General features: G+C 70.4%; 18 protein-coding genes. 10 read left to right on the top strand and 8 right to left on the bottom strand.

Annotation, left to right across the window (positions count from 1 at the left end):
- Positions 1 to 12 precede the first annotated feature (12 nt).
- Both AB0B64_RS02810 and AB0B64_RS02805 read left to right on the top strand, forming a co-directional pair.
- Positions 13 to 438: a MerR family transcriptional regulator gene (locus AB0B64_RS02810; protein WP_358174186.1), complete on the top strand. Its 426-nt coding sequence runs from the start codon at positions 13 to 15 to the stop codon at positions 436 to 438.
- A gap of 205 nt (positions 439 to 643) precedes the next feature.
- Positions 644 to 4,144 (top strand): S8 family serine peptidase, encoded by a 3,501-nt coding sequence (locus AB0B64_RS02805; RefSeq protein WP_358174183.1) that lies wholly within the window; start codon positions 644 to 646, stop codon positions 4,142 to 4,144.
- An 84-nt stretch (positions 4,145 to 4,228) separates the two neighbouring features.
- On the opposite strand, the gene AB0B64_RS02800 is transcribed toward AB0B64_RS02805, so the two are convergent.
- From AB0B64_RS02800 to AB0B64_RS02775, 6 genes are all read right to left on the bottom strand, one after another.
- Positions 4,229 to 5,440 carry a sensor histidine kinase gene (locus AB0B64_RS02800; RefSeq protein ID WP_357947543.1) on the bottom strand — a complete coding sequence of 404 codons (1,212 nt, stop codon included), beginning with the start codon at positions 5,438 to 5,440 and terminating at the stop codon, positions 4,229 to 4,231.
- Positions 5,440 to 7,158 carry an ABC transporter ATP-binding protein gene (locus AB0B64_RS02795; RefSeq protein ID WP_358174180.1) on the bottom strand — a complete coding sequence of 573 codons (1,719 nt, stop codon included), beginning with the start codon at positions 7,156 to 7,158 and terminating at the stop codon, positions 5,440 to 5,442. The genes AB0B64_RS02800 and AB0B64_RS02795 overlap by 1 nt, the downstream gene beginning before the upstream one ends.
- Before the next feature lie 219 nt (positions 7,159 to 7,377).
- On the bottom strand, positions 7,378 to 10,038 hold the full coding sequence (lanL, locus tag AB0B64_RS02790) for a class IV lanthionine synthetase LanL (RefSeq protein WP_358174177.1): 2,661 nt from the start codon (positions 10,036 to 10,038) through the stop codon (positions 7,378 to 7,380).
- Positions 10,039 to 10,193: 155 nt separating this feature from the next.
- A complete protein-coding gene (locus AB0B64_RS02785; protein ID WP_358174174.1) occupies positions 10,194 to 11,033 on the bottom strand; it encodes an alpha/beta hydrolase in 840 nt (279 codons plus the stop codon).
- A gap of 145 nt (positions 11,034 to 11,178) precedes the next feature.
- A complete protein-coding gene (locus AB0B64_RS02780; RefSeq protein WP_358174171.1) occupies positions 11,179 to 12,054 on the bottom strand; it encodes a hypothetical protein in 876 nt (291 codons plus the stop codon).
- Between the two features lie 110 nt (positions 12,055 to 12,164).
- Positions 12,165 to 13,016, bottom strand: coding sequence for a class I SAM-dependent methyltransferase (locus AB0B64_RS02775; protein ID WP_358174168.1), 852 nt, complete (start codon positions 13,014 to 13,016; stop codon positions 12,165 to 12,167).
- A gap of 47 nt (positions 13,017 to 13,063) precedes the next feature.
- Here AB0B64_RS02775 and AB0B64_RS02770 point away from each other — a divergent pair, with 47 nt between their 5' ends.
- The gene (locus AB0B64_RS02770) at positions 13,064 to 13,639 is read left to right on the top strand and encodes an XRE family transcriptional regulator (protein WP_357947562.1); all 576 of its coding nucleotides are present in this window, start codon (positions 13,064 to 13,066) and stop codon (positions 13,637 to 13,639) included.
- A gap of 8 nt (positions 13,640 to 13,647) precedes the next feature.
- On the opposite strand, the gene AB0B64_RS02765 is transcribed toward AB0B64_RS02770, so the two are convergent.
- Complete coding sequence (locus AB0B64_RS02765; RefSeq protein ID WP_357947565.1) at positions 13,648 to 14,382, bottom strand: GntR family transcriptional regulator; 735 nt, start codon at positions 14,380 to 14,382, stop codon at positions 13,648 to 13,650.
- Between the two features lie 138 nt (positions 14,383 to 14,520).
- On the opposite strand from AB0B64_RS02765, the gene AB0B64_RS02760 reads away from it, so the two are divergent.
- The 7 genes from AB0B64_RS02760 (at position 14,521) to AB0B64_RS02730 (ending at position 20,814) form a co-directional block, all read left to right on the top strand.
- Positions 14,521 to 15,315, top strand: coding sequence for an AraC family transcriptional regulator (locus tag AB0B64_RS02760; protein WP_358174165.1), 795 nt, complete (start codon positions 14,521 to 14,523; stop codon positions 15,313 to 15,315).
- Between the two features lie 132 nt (positions 15,316 to 15,447).
- On the top strand, positions 15,448 to 16,437 hold the full coding sequence (locus AB0B64_RS02755) for an aldo/keto reductase (protein ID WP_358174163.1): 990 nt from the start codon (positions 15,448 to 15,450) through the stop codon (positions 16,435 to 16,437).
- Positions 16,438 to 16,494: 57 nt separating this feature from the next.
- A complete protein-coding gene (locus tag AB0B64_RS02750; RefSeq protein WP_358174161.1) occupies positions 16,495 to 17,760 on the top strand; it encodes an alpha/beta fold hydrolase in 1,266 nt (421 codons plus the stop codon).
- Positions 17,761 to 17,916: 156 nt separating this feature from the next.
- Positions 17,917 to 18,297, top strand: coding sequence for a hypothetical protein (locus AB0B64_RS02745; protein WP_358174158.1), 381 nt, complete (start codon positions 17,917 to 17,919; stop codon positions 18,295 to 18,297).
- On the top strand, positions 18,294 to 19,313 hold the full coding sequence (locus tag AB0B64_RS02740) for a hypothetical protein (RefSeq protein ID WP_358174156.1): 1,020 nt from the start codon (positions 18,294 to 18,296) through the stop codon (positions 19,311 to 19,313). The genes AB0B64_RS02745 and AB0B64_RS02740 overlap by 4 nt, the downstream gene beginning before the upstream one ends.
- A 114-nt stretch (positions 19,314 to 19,427) precedes the next feature.
- Positions 19,428 to 20,021 (top strand): matrixin family metalloprotease, encoded by a 594-nt coding sequence (locus AB0B64_RS02735; protein ID WP_357947583.1) that lies wholly within the window; start codon positions 19,428 to 19,430, stop codon positions 20,019 to 20,021.
- Between the two features lie 10 nt (positions 20,022 to 20,031).
- Positions 20,032 to 20,814: a hypothetical protein gene (locus AB0B64_RS02730; protein WP_357947586.1), complete on the top strand. Its 783-nt coding sequence runs from the start codon at positions 20,032 to 20,034 to the stop codon at positions 20,812 to 20,814.
- 63 nt (positions 20,815 to 20,877) lie between these two features.
- Here AB0B64_RS02730 and AB0B64_RS02725 read toward each other — a convergent pair whose 3' ends face one another.
- Positions 20,878 to 22,050: an FAD-dependent monooxygenase gene (locus tag AB0B64_RS02725; protein ID WP_358174153.1), complete on the bottom strand. Its 1,173-nt coding sequence runs from the start codon at positions 22,048 to 22,050 to the stop codon at positions 20,878 to 20,880.
- Positions 22,051 to 22,105 lie beyond the last annotated feature (55 nt).

Raw genomic sequence — 22,105 nt, 5'->3', positions numbered from 1 at the left:
AGGCGGAACGGCATGAGTAAGAACGCAACTGGAGACGGGCTTTCCATCGGCGACGTCGCGAAGGCGACCGGGCTGGGTGTGCACGCGCTGCGGTTCTTCGAACGGGAGGAGCTCTTCCTCCGCCCGATCCCGCGCACAGTCGGGGGGCAGCGGGTCTATGACCCGGAGGATGTGGAGTGGCTCCTGCTGTGCAACCGGCTGCGGGACTCCGGCATGCCCATCGCCGGCGTGAAGAGGTTCGCCCGGCTGGTTCGATCAGGTCCGGGCAACGAGCCGGAGCGGCTCGCGCTCTTGGAGGAGCATGAGAGAACCGTCCGGGACAAGATCGCCGACTTGACGGCGAGCCTGGAGATCATCCATGGCAAGGTCCTCACCTATCGCAAGCATGTCGAGGACGGAACCGCGGCCGGACTCTGGTCGCCGACGCCGTCTCCGTAGGCGTGGTCAAGATGCACCCGCTGTGTGCGCGTCGGTTGCACGCACGAGGTCGGGCAGCGCGGCCGTCCCCTGCAGTTACCAGATCACATTTCATGACAAGTCGTGTCTTGTTATGGTCGGGCCCTTGCAAAGCTGACACGTTCTCTTCACTCTTCTCCCCATAGGCGTAAAGATCAGCTCTACTCCATGGCGTGAAGGAGAGCGTGTGCCGTCCACCCCCCATTGGCGTGCGATCTTGATCGCGGTCGCCGCCGCTGTCACCCTCATCCTCCCCCAGGGCGTGGCCCAAGCCGCGCCCGATCCGGGAAAGATCAATCAATCCGTCCAGGCCGACCTGGCAGCGGACGGAAAGGCCACCTTCTGGGTACGCCTGAAGGGCACCGCCGACCTCAGCGGCGCCCGCCGGGCCACGACCAAGGACGACAAGGCCGAGCAGGTCTTCGAGGCCAAGACCGCCAAGGCCGGCAGCTCGCAGGCGGCCCTGCGCAAGCTTCTGGACTCCCACAAGGCCGACTACACCCCGTACTGGATCGTCAACGCCGTCAGAGTGACCGCCGACCCCAAGCTGGCGGCCGAGATCGCCAACCTGCCGGAAGTGGACCGGATCGACCCCGTACGGACCGTGTCGCTGCCGAAGCCGGCGCCCGGCAAGGCCGAGGCGAAGGTCAACGCCGTCGAGTGGAACATCGACCGCGTCAACGCCCCGCGCGTCTGGAACGAGCTCGGCGACCGCGGCGAGGGCATCGTGGTCGGCACCATCGACTCCGGCGCCCAGTTCGACCACCCCGAGCTGGCCGCCGCCTACCGCGGCCGGAGCCCTGACGGCTCCGTCGACCACAATTACAACTGGTTCGACCCGGCGCACATCTGCCCGAGCGCGGCGCCCTGCGACAACCTCGGGCACGGCACGCACGTCATGGGCACCATGGTCGGCGTCAACGGCATCGGGGTGGCGCCCGGCGCCAAGTGGATCGCCGCCAAGGGCTGTGAGGTCAACACCTGCACGGACGCCTCGCTGCTCGCCGCCGGCCAGTGGATGCTCGCCCCCACCGACCTGAACGGCGCCAACCCGCGCCCCGACCTGGCCCCCGACATCGTCAACAACTCCTGGGGCGGCGTGGGCTTCGACCCCTGGTACAAGGAGATCGTCGACGCGTGGGTCGCCGCCGGCATCTTCCCGGCCTTCGCCAACGGCAACGAGGGGCCCGCCTGCCGGACCAGCGGCTCGCCCGGCCAGTACGTGAACAGCTACAGCGCGGGCGGCTTCGACGTCAACAACGTCCTGTACGCCCGCTCCAGCAAGGGCGAGGGCGAGAACGGCGAGATCAAGCCGAACCTGGCCGCCCCCGCCGTGGACGTCCGCTCGTCGGTGCCCGGCAACGGCTACGACAGCTACACGGGCACGTCGATGGCCTCGCCGCACCTGGCCGCGACGGTGGCGCTGATCTGGTCGGCGTCGCCGGGGCTCCAGGGTGACGTGGCCGCCACCCGGCCGCTGCTCGACAGCACCGCGATCGACGTCAACGACACCAGTTGCGGCGGCACCGCCGCCGACAACAACGTCTGGGGCGAGGGCCGCCTGGACGCCTTCGCCGCGGTGTCCGCCGCGCCGCGCGGGGGTCTCGGCGACCTCAAGGGTACGGTCACCGCCGCGGGCAGCCCGGTGTCCGGTGCCACGGTCACCCTGTCCGGGCCGCTGAGCCGTACGGTGGTCACCGGTACGGACGGGACGTACGCCGTCCCGCGCCTGCTGCCGGGCGACTACCAGATCGCCACGGAGAAGTTCGGCTACGACAAGGGCAGCGCGACGGCGACGATCGCGGCCGACCAGAGCACCACCGCCGACGTGGTGATGACCCAGAAGGCCACGGGCGTGGTGACCGGCACGATCACCACGGCGGGCACGCCGGAGCCGGGCGCCAAGGTCGAGGCGGCCGGCACGCCCGTCAGCGCGGTCACCGACGCCGCCGGCCGTTACCGGATGTCGCTGCCGAACGGCGCCTACGACCTCACGATCACTCCGGCCTCCCGCTGCGCCAGCAGCGCCACGGCGTCCGTCACGGTGGCCGGGGACGTGACCAAGGACGTCGAGCTGCCGTTGCGCGGCGACGACTTCGGCTACACCTGCCGCAGCGCCGCCGCCCCGTACGTCGCGGGCACCGACAAGCTCGCGCTCTCGGGCGACGACGAGGCGCAGCAGGTGACGCTGCCGTTCCCGGTCCCGTTCTACGGGGTGGGGCAGAGCAAGGCGTGGATCAGCACCAACGGGTTCGCCACCTTCGCCACCGACAAGGTCGTCACCGGCAGCAACGGCAAGCTGCCCAGCGCTGGTACGCCCAACAACGCCGTCTACCCGTACTGGGACGACCTGGTGGTGGACGCCGACAGCGGCGTCTACACCGGTGTCACGGGGACGGCGCCGCACCGCCAGTTCGTGATCGAGTGGCGCAACGCGAAGTTCTACTCGGCCACCGATCAGCGCGTCTCGTTCGCCGCCCTGCTGGGCGAGGACGGCACGATGAGCTACCGCTACAAGGACATCGAGAGCGAGCGCGACAAGGGCACCAGCGCCACGATCGGCATCGAGAACGCGACGGGCACCGACGCGCTCCAGTACGCCAACGAGGAGGCCGCGCTGTCCAACGGGCAGGGCCTGACGTTCATCGCGAGCAGGCACGGCCTGGTGACCGGCACCGTCACCGACGCCAACGACGGCAAGCCGCTGGCGGGCGCGACGGTCAAGGTGGGCGACGTGGCCACCTACACCACCGGCGACGACGGCGCCTTCTACGGGCAGGTCCTGGCCGGCGACTATGAGGTGGTGGTGTCGAAGGAGAACTACGGCACCTTCACCAAGACCGTGACCATCGCGCCGACGACGGTCACCAGGATCGACACCGCGCTGGTCACCGGCCGGGTCAGCCCCTCGGTCAGCGAGCTGACCGTGGTGATGCCCGCGAACGCCGCCAGGACCCGCACGATGGAGCTGACCAACCTCGGCTCGCCCACGGCGTACACCGTCACCACCGACCCGGCGCAGAGCTGGATCGGCGTCACACCGACGGCGGGCGATCTGGCCAAGGGGCAGGCGATCACGCTGAAGGTCAGCGTGTCCAGCACCGGCGTCCAGCCGGGCACGTACCGCTCGGGCAAGCTGATCGTGAAGTCGGCCAGCGGGCGGCAGCCGATCATCGAGGTCACGGTGACGGTCGTGGTGCCCAAGCTCCAGGTGGCTCTGGAGGCCGGCGGCACCAAGGCCGTGACCGACACCGCCGGTGACGCGTGGACGGCCGACAAGAAGTACAGCACCGGCGGCTACGGGTATATCGCCACCTCGACCCGTACGACCACCTCGTCCAAGGCCATCAAGGGCACCGACGACCAGGCGCTGTTCAAGTCGGCTCGCGAAGGGATGCTGGAATACCGCTTCGACAACGTGCCGGCCGGGACGTACACCGTCGAGCTGGACTTCGCCGACGTCAAGTCGACGCAGATCGGCCGCCGGGTCTTCGACGTCCTCGTCGAGGGCCAGCTCGCGATCCCGGCGCTGGACCTGGCGCTGGAGGCGGGCACGTACACGGCCGTCAGCAGGCAGTACACGGTGAAGGTCACCGACGGCCAGCTCAACGTCCGCTTCGCCACGCGGCAGGGCATGACGATCGTCAACGCCATCCGCATCTCGGAGCGGCCCGACAAGGCCTCATGAAACAGCCAGAATGACCCGGGCCCGCCTCTAAGGCGGGCCCGGGAGGCTTTTCAGCGGGCGCTGTGTAGTATCGCAGGTTCCCCCTCATGGTGAAGGGCGATCGTCCATAGCCGGGGAGGCCAGGGGCAAGGTGACCGCGACCTCGAAGCCGCCTGTCGGCTTCGGCCCGGCCGTGACCGTTCCCCCGTAGAGCTTGACGCGTTCGCGCATGCCGATCAGGCCGTGACCATCCCCGTCCGGGGTGACGGCCGGCCCGCTGCCGTCGTCGGTGACGCGCAGCTCCAGCTCGGCGCCGTAATGGAGCGAGACCGTCGCCGTCGCCGGGCCCGCGTGCTTCAGCACGTTGGTGAGGGATTCCTGGACGATCCGGTAGGCACACAGGTCGATTCCTGGAGGTAACGGGCGTACGGCGCCGGTGATCGACATCTTCACCGGCAGGCCGGCCGAGTTCACCCGTTCCACCAGCTGTTCGAGCCGTTGCAGACCGGGTGCCGGGTCGTAGCCATCCGTGTCGTCGCTCGCTTCTATGCGCAGGACGGACAGCAGTCGTCTCATCTCGCCCATGGCCTCGCTGCCGGTGTCGGCGATGGTGGTGAGCGCGCCGCGCGCCGTGGCGGGGTCGGTGCCGAAGACGTACCGGGCGAGTCCCGCCTGGATCACGATGACCGACATGTGGTGGGCGACCACGTCGTGCAGTTCGCGGGCGATGCGCACCCGTTCCTCGGTGACGGCGCGCCGCGCCTTGTCCTCCTGCTCCTGGCGCAGCCGTCCGGTGAGGTGGGCCAGCTGCTTGTTGCGTTCGACCAGCATCCGGGTGCTGTTGCCGAACGTCCAGGCGACGGCGACCATGATGCTCACCTGCAGGACGTTCGGCCAGGCGAAGTCGGGCGGGGCGAGGAACGCGGCGTGCCACCAGACGGCCGTCATGGGAAGCACGCAGGGGAGCGAGACGGCCGGACGCCACCGACTGGCCACGGTGTACAGCGCCAGCAGCGGCGCCACTTCGTTGAACCTGGAGTCGTAACCCGCCAGGTGGAAGACGAACGCCGCGGCGCAGGAGATCGCCAGCACGGTGAGGGACGCGCGCCGCCGCCAGGCCAGTACGAGGTTGGTCACCAGCGTCAATCCCACGCCGACGGCGTCCAGGGGACGCTCCGCGTAACCCGCCTCGGTCCCGCCCACGGAGAACAGGAACGTCAAGGTGATGGCGGCGACCGCCGCGCCGAAAGCCAGGTCGACGATGAAAGGGTTCATCGCGGCCAGCCGTCTGAGGGACGACAGCAGCTTTACCCGCATCAGCGCATGTTAGCGGCGATCTCCGCGCGCCGCTGGACGGCTTGGGCGCGGACCATCCGCGCGTACAGGCCGCGCCGGTCGCCGAGCAGTTCCGGAGGCGTGCCCGACTCGGCCACGCGTCCGCCGTCCAGTACGACGACCGTGTCGAACGCGTCCAGGCCCCCGAACCGATGGGTGATCATCACCGTCGTCAGCCCCCTGCGGCGCCGCAGAACCGCGTGGACGACTTCGCGTTCGGCCAGCGGGTCGAGCGCGGACGTCGCCTCGTCCAGGACCAGGACGGGCGCGTCGCTCAGGAGCGCGCGGGCGAGGGCGAGGCGCTGACGTTCACCGCCGGAGAACAGCGCCCCGCGCTCGCCGACCACGGAGTCGTAGCCGTCGGGCAGGGCCATGATCCGCTCGTGCATCCTGGTGGTCGCGCAGGCCGCGACCAGGTCGTCCAGGCCGGCGTCGGGGGCGGCGTAGCGGAGGTTGTCGGCGATGGAGCCCTGGAAGAGCAGCGCCTCCTGTGGGGCCAGGCAGACGCGCCCGCCGGTCCGTACGGAGCCCTCCGCCGGTTCGTACAGACCGGCGAGCAGGTGGCCGAGCGTCGTCTTGCCCGATCCGTTCGGGCCGACGATCAGGGTGGCGGAGGCGGCGGGCAGGTCGAGGGTCACCTCGCGGAGCGCCCACCGGGTCTCGCCCTGCGGCCCCGCGTAGGCGTACGAGGCGCCCGCGACGCTCACCTCACCCGCCCCTGCTCCCCCCACGGGAGGGGGCGATTCCGGCGGCAGGTCCAGGTACTCGAAGACCCGCTCGAAGGCCGCCTGGGCGGTGCGGAACTCCGTCGAGATGTGCAGGATCTGCCAGAGCGGCTGGTAGAGCCTCGACTGCAGGACCACGAACGCCATGAGCGTGCCGGGCGTGATCCCGTCCATGAGCCCGGCCGCGACGAACACGATGTACGGAGTCAGGACGAAGAAGATGTGCCCCGCGCTCAGCACCGACTGAGCGGCCAGGCTCGCGCGGACGCCCAGCCCGGCCAGCCGTTCGCTCTCCGCGGCGAACACCGCGGCCTCGTGGCCGTCGCGCCCGTGCACCCGGGCGAGCGTGATGCCGCCCAGGGAGAGGCGTTCGGCGGCGATGGAGGCGATCTCCGCGCGGGCGCGCTGGCCGGCGGCGGAGAGGATCTTGAGCGCGCGTCCCGAACGGGCGGTGACCCACAGGATGGCCGGCGCCAGGCAGAGGGTGACCGCCGCGAGCCGCCACGACAGCGAGAACATCGCCCCCAGCGCGAACAGGAACCCGAGCAGGCTGCCGAGCAGGCTGGGCAGCGTGTCCTTGATCGCGTCCTCGATCTGGTCGGTGTCGTTGGCCAGCCTCGACTGGATCTCGCCGCTCCGGGCGGCGGCGAAGAAGCCCAGCGGCATCCGCTGCAGGTGGCCGAACAGCCGCGTACGCAAGGAGTGGATGACCCGCTGGGCCATCCGGGCCGAGATCCACGCCTGGGCCAGGTCGACGCCCGCCGCCCCGGCCGCGACGACCGCCGCGAGAGCGGCGATCAGGGCCAGCAGGCCGGGCCGCGGGCCGCCCGCGCCGAACAGGGCGCGGTCGAAGACGACCTGGGTCAGCAGCGGCACGGCCGCGTTCAGCGCGGAGAAGATCGCGACCAGCAGCACGACGAGCAGGACGGCGCGGCGATACGGCGCGAACAGCCGGATGATCCTGCGGGTCGTCACGACGCCTGCCCTCTCGGAGATGTGGAAACGGCGTGCGGCCGATGCCAAGCCGCACGCCGCTCTCGCTATTAGTTGGTGTCGGTGCAACCCGGGTGCTTGATGCAGTTGCTCAGCAGCGCCGACTCCGAGGTGCTCGGCTCACGCTCCTGCAGGTTCTGCAGGTCCTGAACGTCGAAAGACATGTTCTCCCCCCTCTCTCTGGTTCCGTTCCTTCGGGTATCACCGCGCTCGAAGCGCGGTGAGCTCATGGGCTGGGCGGCCGATGACGTCGTCGAGCATCCACAGGCGCGGATGTCCGTGACGCAGGCGCAGCAGGAAGGCGAGGACGCCCGCGGCCCCGCCCAGGTAGCTCGGCAGGATCCGGCCCAGGCGGTCGGGCACGTGCAGCTTGCCCGCGCGCCTGACGGCCCGCGCGGTCAGGCAGGTGGCCAGATCCTCCGCCCATCGGTGGTACCGCTCGTCTCCGGTGAATTCGGCCATGTCGAGCAGGAAGTCGCCTTCGCCCGGCAGGCCGTGGCACAGCACCGAGCCCGACTGCCACCTCGTCCGGTGTACGGCGACCGCCGCCTGCTCGGCGAGCTCCAGCGCGATCGGGTCGCCGGTGGCGTGCCAGTAGCGGATGAGGAACGAGCCGACGCCCGACGATCCGCTGCACCAGTGGGGGCGGCGCGGCCGTACGGACTCGTGCTCGTCACGCCGGAACGGCCACCAGGCCGCACCCCGTTCGACATCGGCGTGCGCGTAGAACGTGTGGGCCACCTCGCGCACGGTCTCCAGCCACTCCGCCTGGCCGAAGGCGACGCCTCCGTAGAGCAGGGCGGTGCCGATTCCCGCCAGGCCATGGGCGAAGCCGAAGTGATTGGTGCCGGCGAGGCTGGAGTCATGGGAGGCCGGTGTCAGCCATTGCGGGCGCCCGTCCAGCGAGGACCGCGCGTCGTGCAGGTTCTGGAACATCCGCGCGGCCCGCTCGCGCAGCGCGGCGTCGTCCGCGCGGATGGCCAGGCGCAGGGTGGCCATCGCGCACCCGGCCAGGCCGTGGGTCATGTCGGGGCTGGGATGGTCGGTCGGCAGCCGGTACGCGGCCCGCACCGCGAAGTCCCTCGACTCCGCGTCCCGCGCCGCCTCGTACAACGCCCAGAGGGCGCCGGATCGCCCGGCGTAGAGGCCGGACGGCCAGACGTCCTCCTCGGCGAGGCGGCGGCGGAGCCAGCGCGAGACGGTGCCGGCCTGTTCGGGAGAGAGGACCGGGAGGATGCCGGCCGCGCCGGCGCTCACCGCGCAGGGGTCGGCTTCGAGCCCATAGGTGATGTTGGGCCAGGGGGACGGGCTGTCGGCGCGGTCGTCCATGGTCTCGGCCAGCCAGGCGAGCCCGTCGGCGACCAGGTCGTCCGCGCTCACGCGAGACGGAAGAACGCGTCGCGCGAGGGGCTCTCGGAGCTTGGCCAGGAAGCGCGCGCAGGCGTCGAGCGTCCAGCGGTCCTCGGGTTCGGCGAGCAGGCCCGCCACCATGGGCCGGAGCGCCGCCAGAGCGGGGTTGCCCTCGGCGACCCTGGCCAGGAGGTCGCCGGCGCGGGCGCCCCAAGCCGGGCCGGCCTCCTCGTCCTCCGCCAGGCCGAGCTCGGCGCCGACCGCGAGGAAGTACACCAGCGCGCCGAGGCTGTAGAGATCCGCCGCCGCCGTGGGCGCCTGGCGGAAGGCTCCGGAGTACGGCGCCAGCTCCGGCGCGAGATAGCCGGGGGTGCCGCCGATCATGACGGTGCTGTCCCGCTTGGCCGCGTACTCGAGGTCGACGAGCCGGATCTGGCCGTCGGGCAGGATCATGACGTTGCCGGGGGAGAGGTCCCGGAAGACGTAGCCCTGCTCATGCACCTTCTGCAGCATGCCGACCAGGCGTGCGACGACCGGTATGACCTGCTCGGCCGGGCAGCCGAAGCCGTCCCGGCCGAGAGGCGTCGCGTGCGCCTCCGTCCATCGGTGCGCGGTCTGGCCGGGCACCAGCTCCTCCGCGAGGAAGGCGTGGCCGCCCTGTTCGAAGGAGTCGACGACGGCGGGCACGCCGCCGGTGGTGGCTAGGTCGTCGAGAGCCGAACGTTCGAGAGCCAGCCGGTCCTTGGCGTCCCGGCCGCTGAGGTCGGAGGAGGCATGCGGGCGACCCTCCTTGATGACGACCTCGCGGCCGGTCTTCGTGTCTTCGGCGATGTACACGCCGCCCCTGTTGGCGTGTCTGATCGCCTCCCGCACCACGAACCGGTCGTTGAGCATGACCGCGGACGTCCCTTTTGCGGTCTTTTTTGGTGGTTCAGGGAAAGGGCAGGCCGCGAAGCTCGGCGGGGTGAAGGAGGCCGCCCGTTCGTCGCGGACCAGTTGTCCTCCCGGAGCGCGCAGTCGTACCTCGTAGAACCCGTCGTTGCCCAGCGTCCGGTGCCCGGAGAAGGCGCCATAGCGGTAGTGGACGAGGCCGCCCGCGCGGTAGGGCCGGTCGGAGAGGATCGCCGGGCCAGGCAGTCCCCTGGTGGCCTCGTCGAGGAGGGCGGCCAGGCGGACAGATTCGGCGTCACTGGTCGGGTAGGCGGTCACGAACTTGCCCGCCTGCGCCCGCGCGCAGTGCGGGGCGAGCAGCTCCCAGTAGTCGCCTAGCCGGTCGGGGAACTTGAAGGCGCATCCCGCCTCGATGAGCACCCGGGCGACCTGGGCCAGTACGAAAGGAGCCGACAGCATCGTGGCGGAGACGTGCAGCTTCCATCCCTGATCGGGCATCGGATAGCCGTCGGGAGTGACCCGGCACCAGAAATCGGCCGCCTCGATCGCCCAGCCGCCCTCGCCGGACCGGGCCAGCTCGTCGGTCACGAGGTCGCGCAGAATGGTCGCCTCCGCCCCCATGGCACTACCTCCCGAAGTCCGGCGCCGCTCGTGGAGCGCTCCATAGGAGGGTGGCCGACGGGTCTTGCATTTCGCTGACAGGGGCTGTCGGCGCCTGACTGATCGTCAGATGGGCGGCGAGCGACGCCGCGGGTTTCAGCCCAAGAACATCGGGGTCAGCCCAGGAACTTCGCGGTCGTCGCCACGAACCGGTCGGCGTTGTCGACCCACGGGAAGTGGCCCGCTCGCGGTTGAACGACGAACTCGGCGTCGGGGAACAGCCCGGCGTACTCGGCCACGACGCTCGGGGGCGTGTTCAGGTCGACCTCCCCGGCCAGCAGCAGCACCGGCGCGTCGAAGGCGGCCAGTGCCGCGCGGGTGGCGGCCGGGTCGTAGACGCCCTCGGCGCCGAAGGCGGCGGCGGCCTCGTCGTTTCGATGACCCTCCTGAGCGGCGTGGTGGGCCTGCGCGGCCGCGTCCCACCGGCCGTAGAAGAAGGGGTCGATGGCCGTCCAGCTGCCGTCGGTGGCCTTGCCGCCCATGATCGCCTCAAGGGCCGCGAAGGCGGCCGCGAACCAGGGCTCCTCCTCGCGCAGCCGCGCGACCTCCAGCCGAGCCTCACCGGTGACCGCGAGGCCGACGGCGAAGGGGCTCGGCGTGATCAGCGCGAGTTTGCCGACGCGTCGCGGATGCCGGGCCGTGTACAGGGCCGCGAGGTTTGCGCCGGCGCAGTGCGCGAGCAGGTCGATCCGGTCAAGACCGAGGTGCTCGCGCAGCGCCTCGACGTCGTCGACCAGCCGGTCACAGCGGTAGGAGGTGGTGTCCTCCGGTGTCGCGGACCGGCCGGTGCCCCGAGGGTCCACCATGATCAGCTGTCGATGCGCCGACAGGCCGCCGAGTTCGCCGAGGTAGTCGGCGTCCTGCATCGGGCCGCCCGGCAGGCAGATCAGCGGGGTCCCCGCTCCGAACACGTGGTAGGCCAGGGTGGTTCCGTCGGGTGCGGAGAAGGCAGGCATGGCGTGGATCCTGTCAGCGGCGTTTCGGTCAGGGCGAACGATTATCCCGAGCCCCGGCCAGTGCCCCGAGCCCGGGTCTGGTCGGCGTCCCGGGCCTGGTCAGCGGCCCGGGTCGGCCGGTGCTCTCGGAGACACGGCCTGAGGGTCAGGTGGTGACGATCGCCGCGTTCTCCCCCAGAAGCGCGAGAACGACCGCCGTGTCGAGCAGTAGCGACGGGATCAGCCGGACCCGGAACACCGCGAGTATGGCCGCCACCTCGTCCGCGTGAGCCGTGTCGATCACCGGGACGGGCAGGCGGGCGGCAGCGGCGGCGGTGTCGGCCAGCACCTGCTCGCGCGCCTCGGCGTACTCCGCGCTGCGGGCGATCGGCTCCAGCCGCCGCCATACCTGCGGCATGAAGCCGCCGATCGCGCGGTAGTAGCTCAGCACCCGGGGATGACCGTGCACGGCGCGGATCTCCTCGTACACCCGCGCCAGTTCCTCGCCGGGCGGAGTGCCGTCCGGCACGATGTTGACCGCTTCCGGGGCGACGCCACGCGGGCCCGGATCGGGGGTGGTGCCGTCGAGCGCGAGGGTCGCGGGGGCGCCCACGGTCAGCCCTCGGTACCAGCACGAGGCCAGCAGGAGGATCTCGGGCAGCAGCCGGTGGAACGTGATCGTGTAACGGCGGATGTCACCGGCCGCCAACGACTCCTCCGGCGCGGGCAGTAGCCCGGCCGGCACGCCCAGCCCCGCCGCGGCCTGCTTGAACTCGGGTGAACCGATGATCGGCTTGAACCGGTTCCAGGCCGGGACGAGGTAGTCAGGGTAGTTCGCGAGCGCCTGGAAGATCGGGCTGACGAACGGTACGCCCAGGTAGCCCGGTACCTCCTCGATCACCTGGGCGGTTTCGGGGGTCAATTCGGGCTTGCCGGGCAGCGACGGCAGGAGCACCGCGCCACGGGCGGCATCGCCGGGCTCCGTCGTGGTGATCGCCTCAGTCCGCGGGCCGACCGACGAGGAGCGCTTCGAAGATTGCATGCAACGTAGGGTACAAATTTGGATCCAATTGCTCAAGAGGCACCATTTCCGCCGCAACCGGTTGACCCACCACGCTCCCGACCTGTCCGGGAGCGTGGTGGGTCAACCGGCTATGGGCGTCGTGCCGCCCAGGCGGTCCTCGTGGTGCGGACGGGAAGGTCGCCCCTCCGCAGGATGCCGTCGGGCCTTTCGTCGTCGAGAAGGGCGTCGAGTGCGGCCAGGTCGTCGGCGCTCAGCCGCTCGCCCAGCCCGGTTCGCAGGCGTCGCAGGGACAGCTGGGCGTAGCGGCCGGTGGCGGCGGGCAGAGGGGGCGTCAGGTCGACGGTGAAGACCCGTTCGGTCTCGACGGTGAACCCGGCCCTGGTCAGGAGTGGGCCCCAGTCGGCGCCCATATGCGGGAGCCGGGCGCTGCGCTCCTCGGCCATTGCGGCGTGGCAGCGCGCTTCGAGTCCGGGGCGGCCGATGCCGAGGTCATCGGGCAGGAAGCGCGGGAAGGAGTCGATCTCGACCGCCACGAGCAGCCCGCCGGGGCGGAGCGCCGTGCGGACGTCGGTGAGCGTGCGGACGGGGTCCGCCATGTGGTGCAAGGACGAGGCCGCCCACACGAGGTCGACGGGGTCGAGATCGGGCCAGGTCGCGTCCAGATCCGCCTGAACGGTGCGGACACGGTGGGCCACGCCCCGTTCATCAGCCTTGTTCCGGAGGTGGTGCAGATAGGGCGCGGACATGTCCAGCGCGGTCACCTCGGCCTTCGCGAAGCGCTCCAGCAGGGCGAACGTGCCGGTGCCGGTTCCGCTGCCGAGGTCGAGGAGATGGCTGGGGGCCGGGTCGCCGGCGAGCTGGTGGACCCAGGCGGTCACCTCGGACAGGTACGCGTGCAGCACCTCCGCGTCGAGATCCAGCAGTTCGGTCATCACGGCGTCGTCGGATCCGGCCGTGGAGTGGTCGTGGTGGGTTGCCATGTTCGGAGACTATGTCCACCTTGCTCCTCTGGCATAAGGTCTTGCGTATGAAGCAAGACGGAGATCTCGACGGCTTGGTCCGCAAGCGGATCAGGGGCCTGCGTACGGCCCGCGGCTGGTCACTCGACGACCTGGCGGCCCGCTGCTACCTCAGCCCCTCCACCCTGAGCCGGATCGAGACGGGCCACCGGCGCATCAGCCTCGACCAGCTGACCGCGATCGCCCGCGCCCTGGAGACCACCCTCGACCACCTCGTCGAGTCGGTCACCGACGACGATGTGGTGATCAGGCCCCAGCGCAACGAGGCGCGGGGGATGACCATCTGGACGCTGAGCCGGGAGCCGGGGCCGAACGGCATGACCGTGGCCAAGATGCGCCTCACCAAGCCGCCCCCGAGGGACCCCGCCGAGCTGAAGGTCCACCCCGGCAGGGACTGGTTCACCGTTCTGTCGGGAGCCGTCGTACTGCTGCTGGGGGAGCGGACCATCGTGGTCGAGGCCGGTCAGGCGGCGGAGTTCTCGACCATGATCCCCCACGCCTTCGGCGCCCACGACGGCCCGGCCGAGATCCTGACCATCCTGGAGCACGACGGAGAGCGCACCCATCTCCGCTCATCGCCGTGACCGGGCCTTCAGGACAGGTACAGCCCGGCGGACGTCCGCAGGGCGTCGAGCCGGCGGCAGGCCGCGGCCTGGACGTCCTCGACGTGGATCCGCGCCTGCCGCTCCGCGCCCTCACGGTCGCGGTTCGTCAGCGCCTCGACGATGCGCTGATGGCCCGCCACACACGTGACCACCTCGTCCGGGGTGAAGAGGACGGCCATGTTGTACGTGATGCCGAAGTCGCGGTTGCGCAGCCATTCGTCCAGCAGCCGGCCGTTGCCCGAGGCCCGCACGATGGCCTCGTGGAAGTCGCGGTTCATCCGCCCCAGCTCGGCCCGCGGGCGCTGGATGAAATCCGCCATCGGCCCGTCGTAGAACGCGGCGATCGTGTCCAGTTGCTCCTCGGACGCGCGCACGGCGGCCAGCCCGGTGGCCATCGACTCAAGGGCGCACCGCACCTCGTAGATCTCGCGGATCTCGTCCGGCGTGTGCTCGCGCACCACCCAGCCCTGCCGCTCCCGGACGACCAGCCCCTGGTCGACCAGCCGCATCAGCGCGACGCGTACGGGGGTGCGGCTGCTGTTGAGCCGCGCCGCCACCTCGTCTTCCGGAAGCCGCTGGTTGGGCCGGTATTCGCCCTGGAGGATCGCGGCGCGTATGTGCTCGTACGCCTGATCGCCGAGCGACTCCCCGCTACCCGCGCGGGGCCTCCTGCGCTTGACCGCAGGCTCCTCCGCACGTGCCTCGCCGGGTCCTTCGGCCATCAGTCCTCCGGTCCGTCGCCTGTCATGGAGATTCTTCCAGAATGCGATGAGATCCAGAAACCTGAGGATCCTGCGATCAAAGTGCCGTTGACTAAGGTTGTGGCCGTGTCAGGTGTGGCTCAGTTAGAAGTCCCACGGGTGTCCGAGGACGTGCCGGACGTCGTGGTCGTGGATGGGCAGGCGCAGTCCTACAGCGGCAACGTCCATGAAGAGCTCAAAGTGGTTCTCGTGCTCGACTCCGGTTTCACCGTACGCAGACGTGGCACGACATTCCACGCCGCTCCCGGCCAATTACTCGCTCTCCATCCGGATGACGCCCATTCCGGGCAGCCGGATGATCCCGGGTCGGCGCACTGGCAGATCATGTGCGTGTCACCATCCTTGATCGCCGAGGTCGCCGCGCCTGACGCCGTGCGCTACGGGGACCCGGTGATCCGGGACGGCGGGCTGGCCGGCCGCTTCCGGTCCGTACACAGCTCTCTCTACCTGCCGCAGGGGCAAGCCGGTTCGGCGCTGCGGCAGGAGACGGGGGTGCTGGAGTTCGTCGCCGCGCTGGCTCGGCACGCCTACGATCCCGAGGGCGGGAGGGACACCAGGCAGCGGGCCCCCGAACTCGTACGCGAGTATCTGCGGGCGAACCTCTCCCGCAACGTGACGCTGGACGAACTCAGCGCGATCGCGGACCTCAGCAAGTATCGGCTCGTCCGCGCGTGCACGGCGCGGTTCGGTCTGCCGCCGCACAAGCTGCACCTGCGTCTCCGGCTGGATCGGGCCAGGGAGTTGCTCCGGCGCGGCGCGGGGATCGCCGAGGTCGCGTACGAGACGGGATTCCACGACCAACCCCACCTGACCCGGGTGTTCGCGCGAGCCTATGGGATGACCCCGGCCATATATCAGTCGACCTATCGAGGCACGACCTGGACCTCGCGCTGATCCTGGCGGGGCAAGAACGTGCAATACGGATGCCGATCACGGTCGATAGGTTCCTTCGCGTCGCCAACTTGGCGCGAATGTGAAGGAGATTATGTGATGCGGTACCGACTGCTTGGTCGCACCGGTTTGAGGGTGTCTGAGGCGTTCCTTGGCACGATGACCTTCGGGCAGGACTGGGGATGGGGCGCCTCCATCGAGGAGTGCCGCAAGATGTTCGCCGCCTATGCCGAAGCCGGCGGGAACGTGATCGACACCGCCAACCGCTACACCGAGGGCAGCAGCGAGCAGATCGTCGGGGAACTGCTCGGCACCGACCGCGACCGCTTCGTGCTGTCCACGAAGTACACCCTGACCATGGACGGCACCGACCCCAACGCCGGCGGCAACCACCGCAAGAACCTGGTCCGTTCGGTCGAGGCCAGCCTGCGCCGGCTGGGCACCGACTACATCGACCTGCTGTGGGTGCACATCTGGGACCCCAGCACACCCATCGAGGAGACCATGCGGGCTCTGGACGATCTCGTACGGGCCGGGAAGGTGCTGTATGTCGGAATCTCCGACGCGCCCGCCTGGCTGATCTCCCGCGCGAACACCATCGCCGAGTTCCGCGGCTGGACGCCGTTCGCCGGCCTCCAGCTGCCCTACAGCCTGGTCAAACGCGACATCGAGCGCGAGTTGCTGCCCATGGCCGCCGCTCTGGAGCTGTCGGTGGCCGCATGGTCGCCCCTGGCCGGCGGCGTCCTGTCCGGCAAGTTCACCCGGTCCGGTGCCGACGGTCCGTCCCGGGTCGACCGCGCCACCATCTCCGAACGTGACCTGAGCATCGCGCGCACGGTGGACGCCGTGGCCGACGAGCTCGGTGTCTCCTCCTCGCAGGTCGCCATCGCGTGGACGCGGGCGCACCGGCCCTGGATCCACCCGATCCTGGGCGCCCGCACCCTGGACCAGCTGACCGACAACCTCGCCGCCATCGACCTGGAACTGCCAGAAGAGGCGGTGCAGCGGCTGGAGCAGGCCGCCTCGATCGACCTGGGCTTCCCGATGGAGTTCATCATGGACACCACCACCGACTTCGTCTACGGACCCAGCGGAAAGCTGGTCGACGGCCGCCCCGTCGGATAAGCGCGCCGCCGGGCCGGATCGGCGGCTGAGCCACCCCTTTTGAAACAGGAGCCTCCCATGAGGTCTATTCGTCATGCCTTCCTGGCCGGAGCTCGCCGGCTCTCGGCGGTCATCGCGGTCGGCGCCGTCCTGGCCACCGCGCCCGCCACGGGCCCGCGAGCGAACGCAGACACCTGCGACCAGGCCTGCCAGATCGACTGGGCCTGGACCGCCCAGCGGCAGAACGCCCTGCCTCGTACCCCCTTCTACGACGCTCCCGACCCACTGCCGTGGGCGCCGAGCGGAACCCTGATCCGCGCGGCGGCCACCTCCGACTACGTGGTGGAGAACAAGCCGGTCAAGGCCGTCCGCGTGCTGTATCACTCCCGTACCTCCCGGGGCCGGGACGTGGCGGTCTCCGGCGTCGTCCTGGTGCCGCAGGACCGCCCGCGCCCGGCGGGCGGCTGGAAGGTGGTCGTGGACGCGCACGGCGCCAGCGGCATCGCCGCGGACTGCGCGCCGTCGCTGATGCGCGACCTGTACCACGGCAACCAGATGGTCCGCTTCCTGGAGCGGGGGTACGCGGTCGTCGCCCCGGACTACGCGGGCCTGGGCACGACCGGCCGTCCGGAACTGGTGAACAAGACCGCCGAGGCGGAGGACATCGCCGGGGCGGTGCGGTCCGCGCGCCAGGCGGTTCCGGACCTGTCGGGCGACTGGGTGCTGTGGGGCCACTCCCAGGGCGGCGGCGCCGCACTCGGCTTCGCCGAACGCCAGGGGACACGCCCCGAGCCGGGCTACCGGGGCGTGGTCGTCACCTCGCCCGCCGCCGACCTGCCCGCGCTGGCCGCCCACGTGGCCACGACCGTCCCGTACGGCGGGTTCGCCCCGCTGCTCGCGCAGGGCGCCGCCTACAGCGATCCGAAGATCGACATCGGACGTCTCCTGACCCCCGCCGCCCTGTCCCGCCAGGACGCCGCCCGGAACGGTTGCCTGGGCGTGGCCACCGCGGTCTACGGAGATCTGACCGGCCCGGCACTGGTCCAACCGGGCTACTCCAGCGACCCGCGCTTCACCCGATACCTGCGCGACAACAGCCTCGGCCGCAAGCGCGTCGTCGGCCCGGTGCTGTTCCTGCAAGGCGGTGCCGACACCGTGACCCCTGAGCCGATCAATGCCCAGGTCGCCGCCCGCCTCCGCGCCACAGGCTCGCACATCACCTACCGCGTGTACGACGGTCTCGAACATGACACGTACGGCACTGCGATGGGCATCGACGACGGCGCCATGCCCGACATCCTCGCCTGGATCGGCGCCCGGTTCGCCGCCGTTGAGATCCCTTGATGCGAGTTCTGACCCGGCGTTCCCGGGCGAACACCCGGTGAACGCCGAATGTCGGAAAAGCGTAGATGTGATCGTGACGACAGAGAGACACTTCGGACATATCAGACCGTGAGCATGATCACATGACGACTCCGTCCTCGCGATTAACGGTGACCGATGGCAGAAGCCCCTTCTGAGGGGCCGTCGCGGCCGCCCCTCGACATCGATCACGATCAGCTCAGGAAGCACGCGGCGCCCGCCTTCGACGACGCGTCCGCGGCGGTGCGGCGGGCCGTCGGGAAGGCCGCCGACGCGCTGAGCGCACTGGGTGGCTGGCCGGTGAACGAGCCGGCCGACAAGGCGTTCGTCGAGTGGTACAAGCCGAAGCGCGACGAGATGCTCCGCATGATCGAGGACTTCGCGGCCGTGTACGGGGACATCGCCGACGGCATCCTGACCATGCGCCGCAATGTGGCCACCGTCGACTGGGGCATAGCCGACGACATCAAGATCGCGGACGTGCCGGTCTACACCTGGCCGGTGGAGGGCACCCCGTGATCCCCCTCAGGCCGATGCTGTCGCCGACGGCCTTGAGCGGGGCCAGGGTCCTGTCACCCGCCAGCCTGATGACGACCCTGCTGCTGGCCTCAGCCGGGACGATGGTCGCCCTGCGCGTCTACGCCGGCGTCACCGCGCCGGAGATCGACCCGGCGGAGCTGCGCAAGGCGGCCGCCGCCTTCCGCGAGCTGGCCGACGACCTGAACGGCCCGGAGCAGCCTCCCCCGCACGGCCAAACCGGCGGCGTCGCCGGGATGGCCGACAGCGCCGCCGCCTCGGTGTGGAACAACAACGGCGGTCAGGGAGTGGACGCCTTCGCCCAGCTCTACATCCTGCGGATCATGGGCTTCCCCGCCGCGTTCGCCAAGGACTGCCGGGTGCTCGCCGCCGGCTGCGACGCGTACGCCGACCTGGTGGAAGGGGTGCGCAAGCAGCTCGCCGAGCTGGACAAGGCGATCGTGCAGCTCCTGTGGCTGGTCTGCTTCCAGCCGTTCACGACCATGTTGTACGGCGTGGCGCAGGCGATGGCCGCCGCCCAGATGGCGCGGCTGGTGAAGCTGGCCCAGACGGTCAAGGCCGTCTTCGGCGTCAACGTCGGCCGGATCCTGCAGATCTGCCTGCCGAAGTACGTGCTGACCACGCTCAACTACGCCGCCATCGACGGCCCCGCCTACGCCGCCGGTGCGCTCACGCTGGACGCGGCGAGCGACGCCGCCCACGGCCGGCCGACGAGGTCGGCGGGCGAGAACACCAGGGAGTTCGGCGGGATCGTCGCCGGGAACACCGGCTACATCCTCGGCTACGACGTGGCCAAGCTGGGCCTGCCCGGTCCCGCCACGCGGGGCGGCGAGCTGGTGGCGCGGCTGTTCGGCTCGGGGTTCGGCTACACGCCGGTCAAGAGCGCCCTGGACGGCGACGGCGAGATCATGACGACGCCGGAGGAGTGGGCGAGCAAGGTGGAGGGACACGGCCTGCGGGCGCTCATCTTCCCGCCGGGCTGGAAGTTCGGCCGCTGAGTCCCACCAGCCATTCAGCCGGTGCTGTGCGGCGAAGGGGATGACCCGAGTTGATCCCCTCTCAAGCACCCGGCAGGATATCCGGACGTCCTTTACCCTCAATTTACGGATGACATGTCATACCGAAAGCTCCTGCCAGCGATCATCCTCGCGGCCGCGATCACCACCACCGCCGCGCCTCCGGCCAGCGCCAACGGCTTCGGCAGCGCCAACGGCTGCTGTCCCTTCGCCGACAACGGCAAGCACTGGTACAACTACGCGTCCCTGGAGACTCGTACCAGGACCGCCGTGAAAGCCGCTCTGCTCAACCTGGACTCCCAGACTGACATGACCGTGGCCCACGACACCACCGCGGACCCGAGCACCGACGTCGAGTCCTTCGACCAGTACTACGTCGACCACTGGGGCCTCGACTGGGACGGCTCCAGCACGGGCTACAACCTGTTCGCGTACTCGAAGTGCGTCAAGACCGTCGCCCCGGCCGACAGCAGCCAGCCGTGGCGTTGCGACCAGTACGAGGTCCGCTACGATCTGGCCGACATCGACTGGATGACCGCGACCCAGCGGCAGGCCCTGGCCTGTCACGAGGTCGGGCACACGGTCGGGCTCGACCACTCCACCGAGTCGACGTCGTGCCTGAAGACCGGAGCGCACAAGATCATCAAATACAGCGCGCATGATGTCGCCCACATCAACGGCCGCTACTAGGAGACCGGCGATGCGAAACCTCAAACTCCTCACGGCCGTCGCCGCCTGCGCCACCGCCGCGCTGACCGGATGCGCCCAGCAGGCCGCCCCGCAGGCCGGTCAGCAGCCGCAGCGCTCGTTCTGGTCCCAACTCCACACGGACGCGGGTGGGACGGGCCAGTATCTCTTCGACTCCCTGGAGGACATCACCCCCGGCGCCCGGCCGTCCGGCGCGTTCCGCCCGGCCGCCGCGCTGGTCGAGGGCACGGTCGTCGGCGTAGAGCCGGGCATCGCGTACGCCTCGGACGACGACTCGCTGACGCCGCGGGTCGTGCCATACGAGAGCCAAGAGGCCGCGATCCGCTGGGCCAGCGTCGTGGTCAAGGTGGACAAGGTCCTCGCCGGCAAGCTAGGCCGCGGGTACACCGGGGGACAGATCCGGCTCCGGGTCGAGCAGCCCACCGGCACGACGCTCGACGGCCTGCGCCAGTCGATCGGCACAGCCGGCCGCGGCCTGTTCTACGTGGACAACGCCCTGGACCGGGTCAAGCGGCGGGCCGCGTCGCCGCAGGCGCAGGCGTACCAGGCGTCCGTGCAGCTCCCGATCGGCCAGGGGGTGTTCGTCGAGGAGAAGCCGGGGGCGGCGCTCGTCGCCCCCCTCGCGGACGAGGACCGTGCCGCCCAGCTCCTGGGTACCGACGGCCGGCAGGCGCAGCTCAGGTCCACCGGGGACTCCCCGCTGGCGCAGCTCCGCGGCCGGGCCCAGGAGTCGGCCTGCGAGAAGGGCACGGCGACAGACAAGGCCGCCTGCTGACGGATGCCACGGCTGAGAGGCCCCCGACGGGGCCCTCAGCCGTGCTCTCACCGCCGCGCCCGCTCACCTGGCCAGGTCGCGGACCAGCGACGGGTAATCCTTCAGGGTGATGTTCTCGGCGAAGTCGTCCGCCATCTTCATCATGAGCTTGAGCATGAAGCTCGCCTTGAACATCCAGTTGCGCATCCGGATCCGCCCCTTCGACGGAGGCGCCAGCCACGGACCGGCGTTGCCCTTCTCCGAGACCTTGGCGTACTCGCGGAAGCCCTCCTCGTACCGCCGGAACGCCACCCGGTGGTCGCCGTTGGCCGCCGCCAGCTCACCCGCCAGCACGTACGCCCCCACCAGCGCCAGCCCTGACCCGAACCCGCCCAGCGTGTTGGCGTAGGCCGCGTCACCCAGCAGCGCCACCCGCCCCTGGGAGTACCGGTCGATCTTCACCCGGCTGATCGAGTCGAGGTAGAAGTCGCCGGTGCGGCGCACCGCGTCCAGGATCTCGGGCGTCCGCCACCCCATCCCGGTGTAGGCGTCGAGGACGACCCGCTTCATCGCCTCGGTGTCGTAGCGGTCGTAGTCGAGGCGCGGGGAGGCGAAGACGAAGAAGGCCGACGCCTTGGGACCGCCGGCGGCGACCATCCTGCCTGGCTCGTTGTACATCTTCGCGTTCGCGCCGAACCGCTCGGGCACCTCGGCCAGGGCGTAGTAGTGGCCGAGGAACTCGACGTAGTCCGACTCGGGGCCGAAGACCAGCCGCCGGACGTTCGAGTGGATGCCGTCGGCCCCGATCACCAGGTCGAACGTGCGGGGCGCGGAGCGCTCGAAGGTGGCGTGCACCCCGCCCGGGGTCTCGGTGAGCGAGGTGATCGAGTCGCCGAAGACGTACTCGCAGCCGGCTTCGACACTCCTGTCGTAGAGCAGGCGGGCCAGGTCGCCGCGGTGGATCTCCAGCTCGCCGCCGCTGAACTCGCCGGGCATCACCGCGAGCGTCCGGCCGCGCGCGTCGACGAAGGCCTGGTCGGTACCGCCGGTCTGCAGGCGGCGCACGTCGTCCAGGATGCCCATGCGGCGCAGGACCGTCATGTGGACCTCACCCTTGAAGTCGACGGCCTGGCCGCCGGGGCGCAGGCCGGGGGCCTTCTCGACGATCGTGACGCGGAAGCCGTAGCGGGCGAGCCAGTAGCCGAGGGCGGGGCCGCCGACGCTGGCACCGGAGATGAGGACGTTGGTGTTCTGCATGTCCCCGACTCTCGCGGGGCGCGCTGACACCCCGAGGACAACCGGCTGACAGTGC

Origin of the sequence: Nonomuraea sp. NPDC049129, from assembly GCF_040648495.1 — a bacterium.
Taxonomy (GTDB): Bacteria; Actinomycetota; Actinomycetes; order Streptosporangiales; family Streptosporangiaceae; genus Nonomuraea.
Note: the sequence above shows the minus strand (reverse complement) of the source record. Positions and strands in the feature narration are given on the sequence as shown.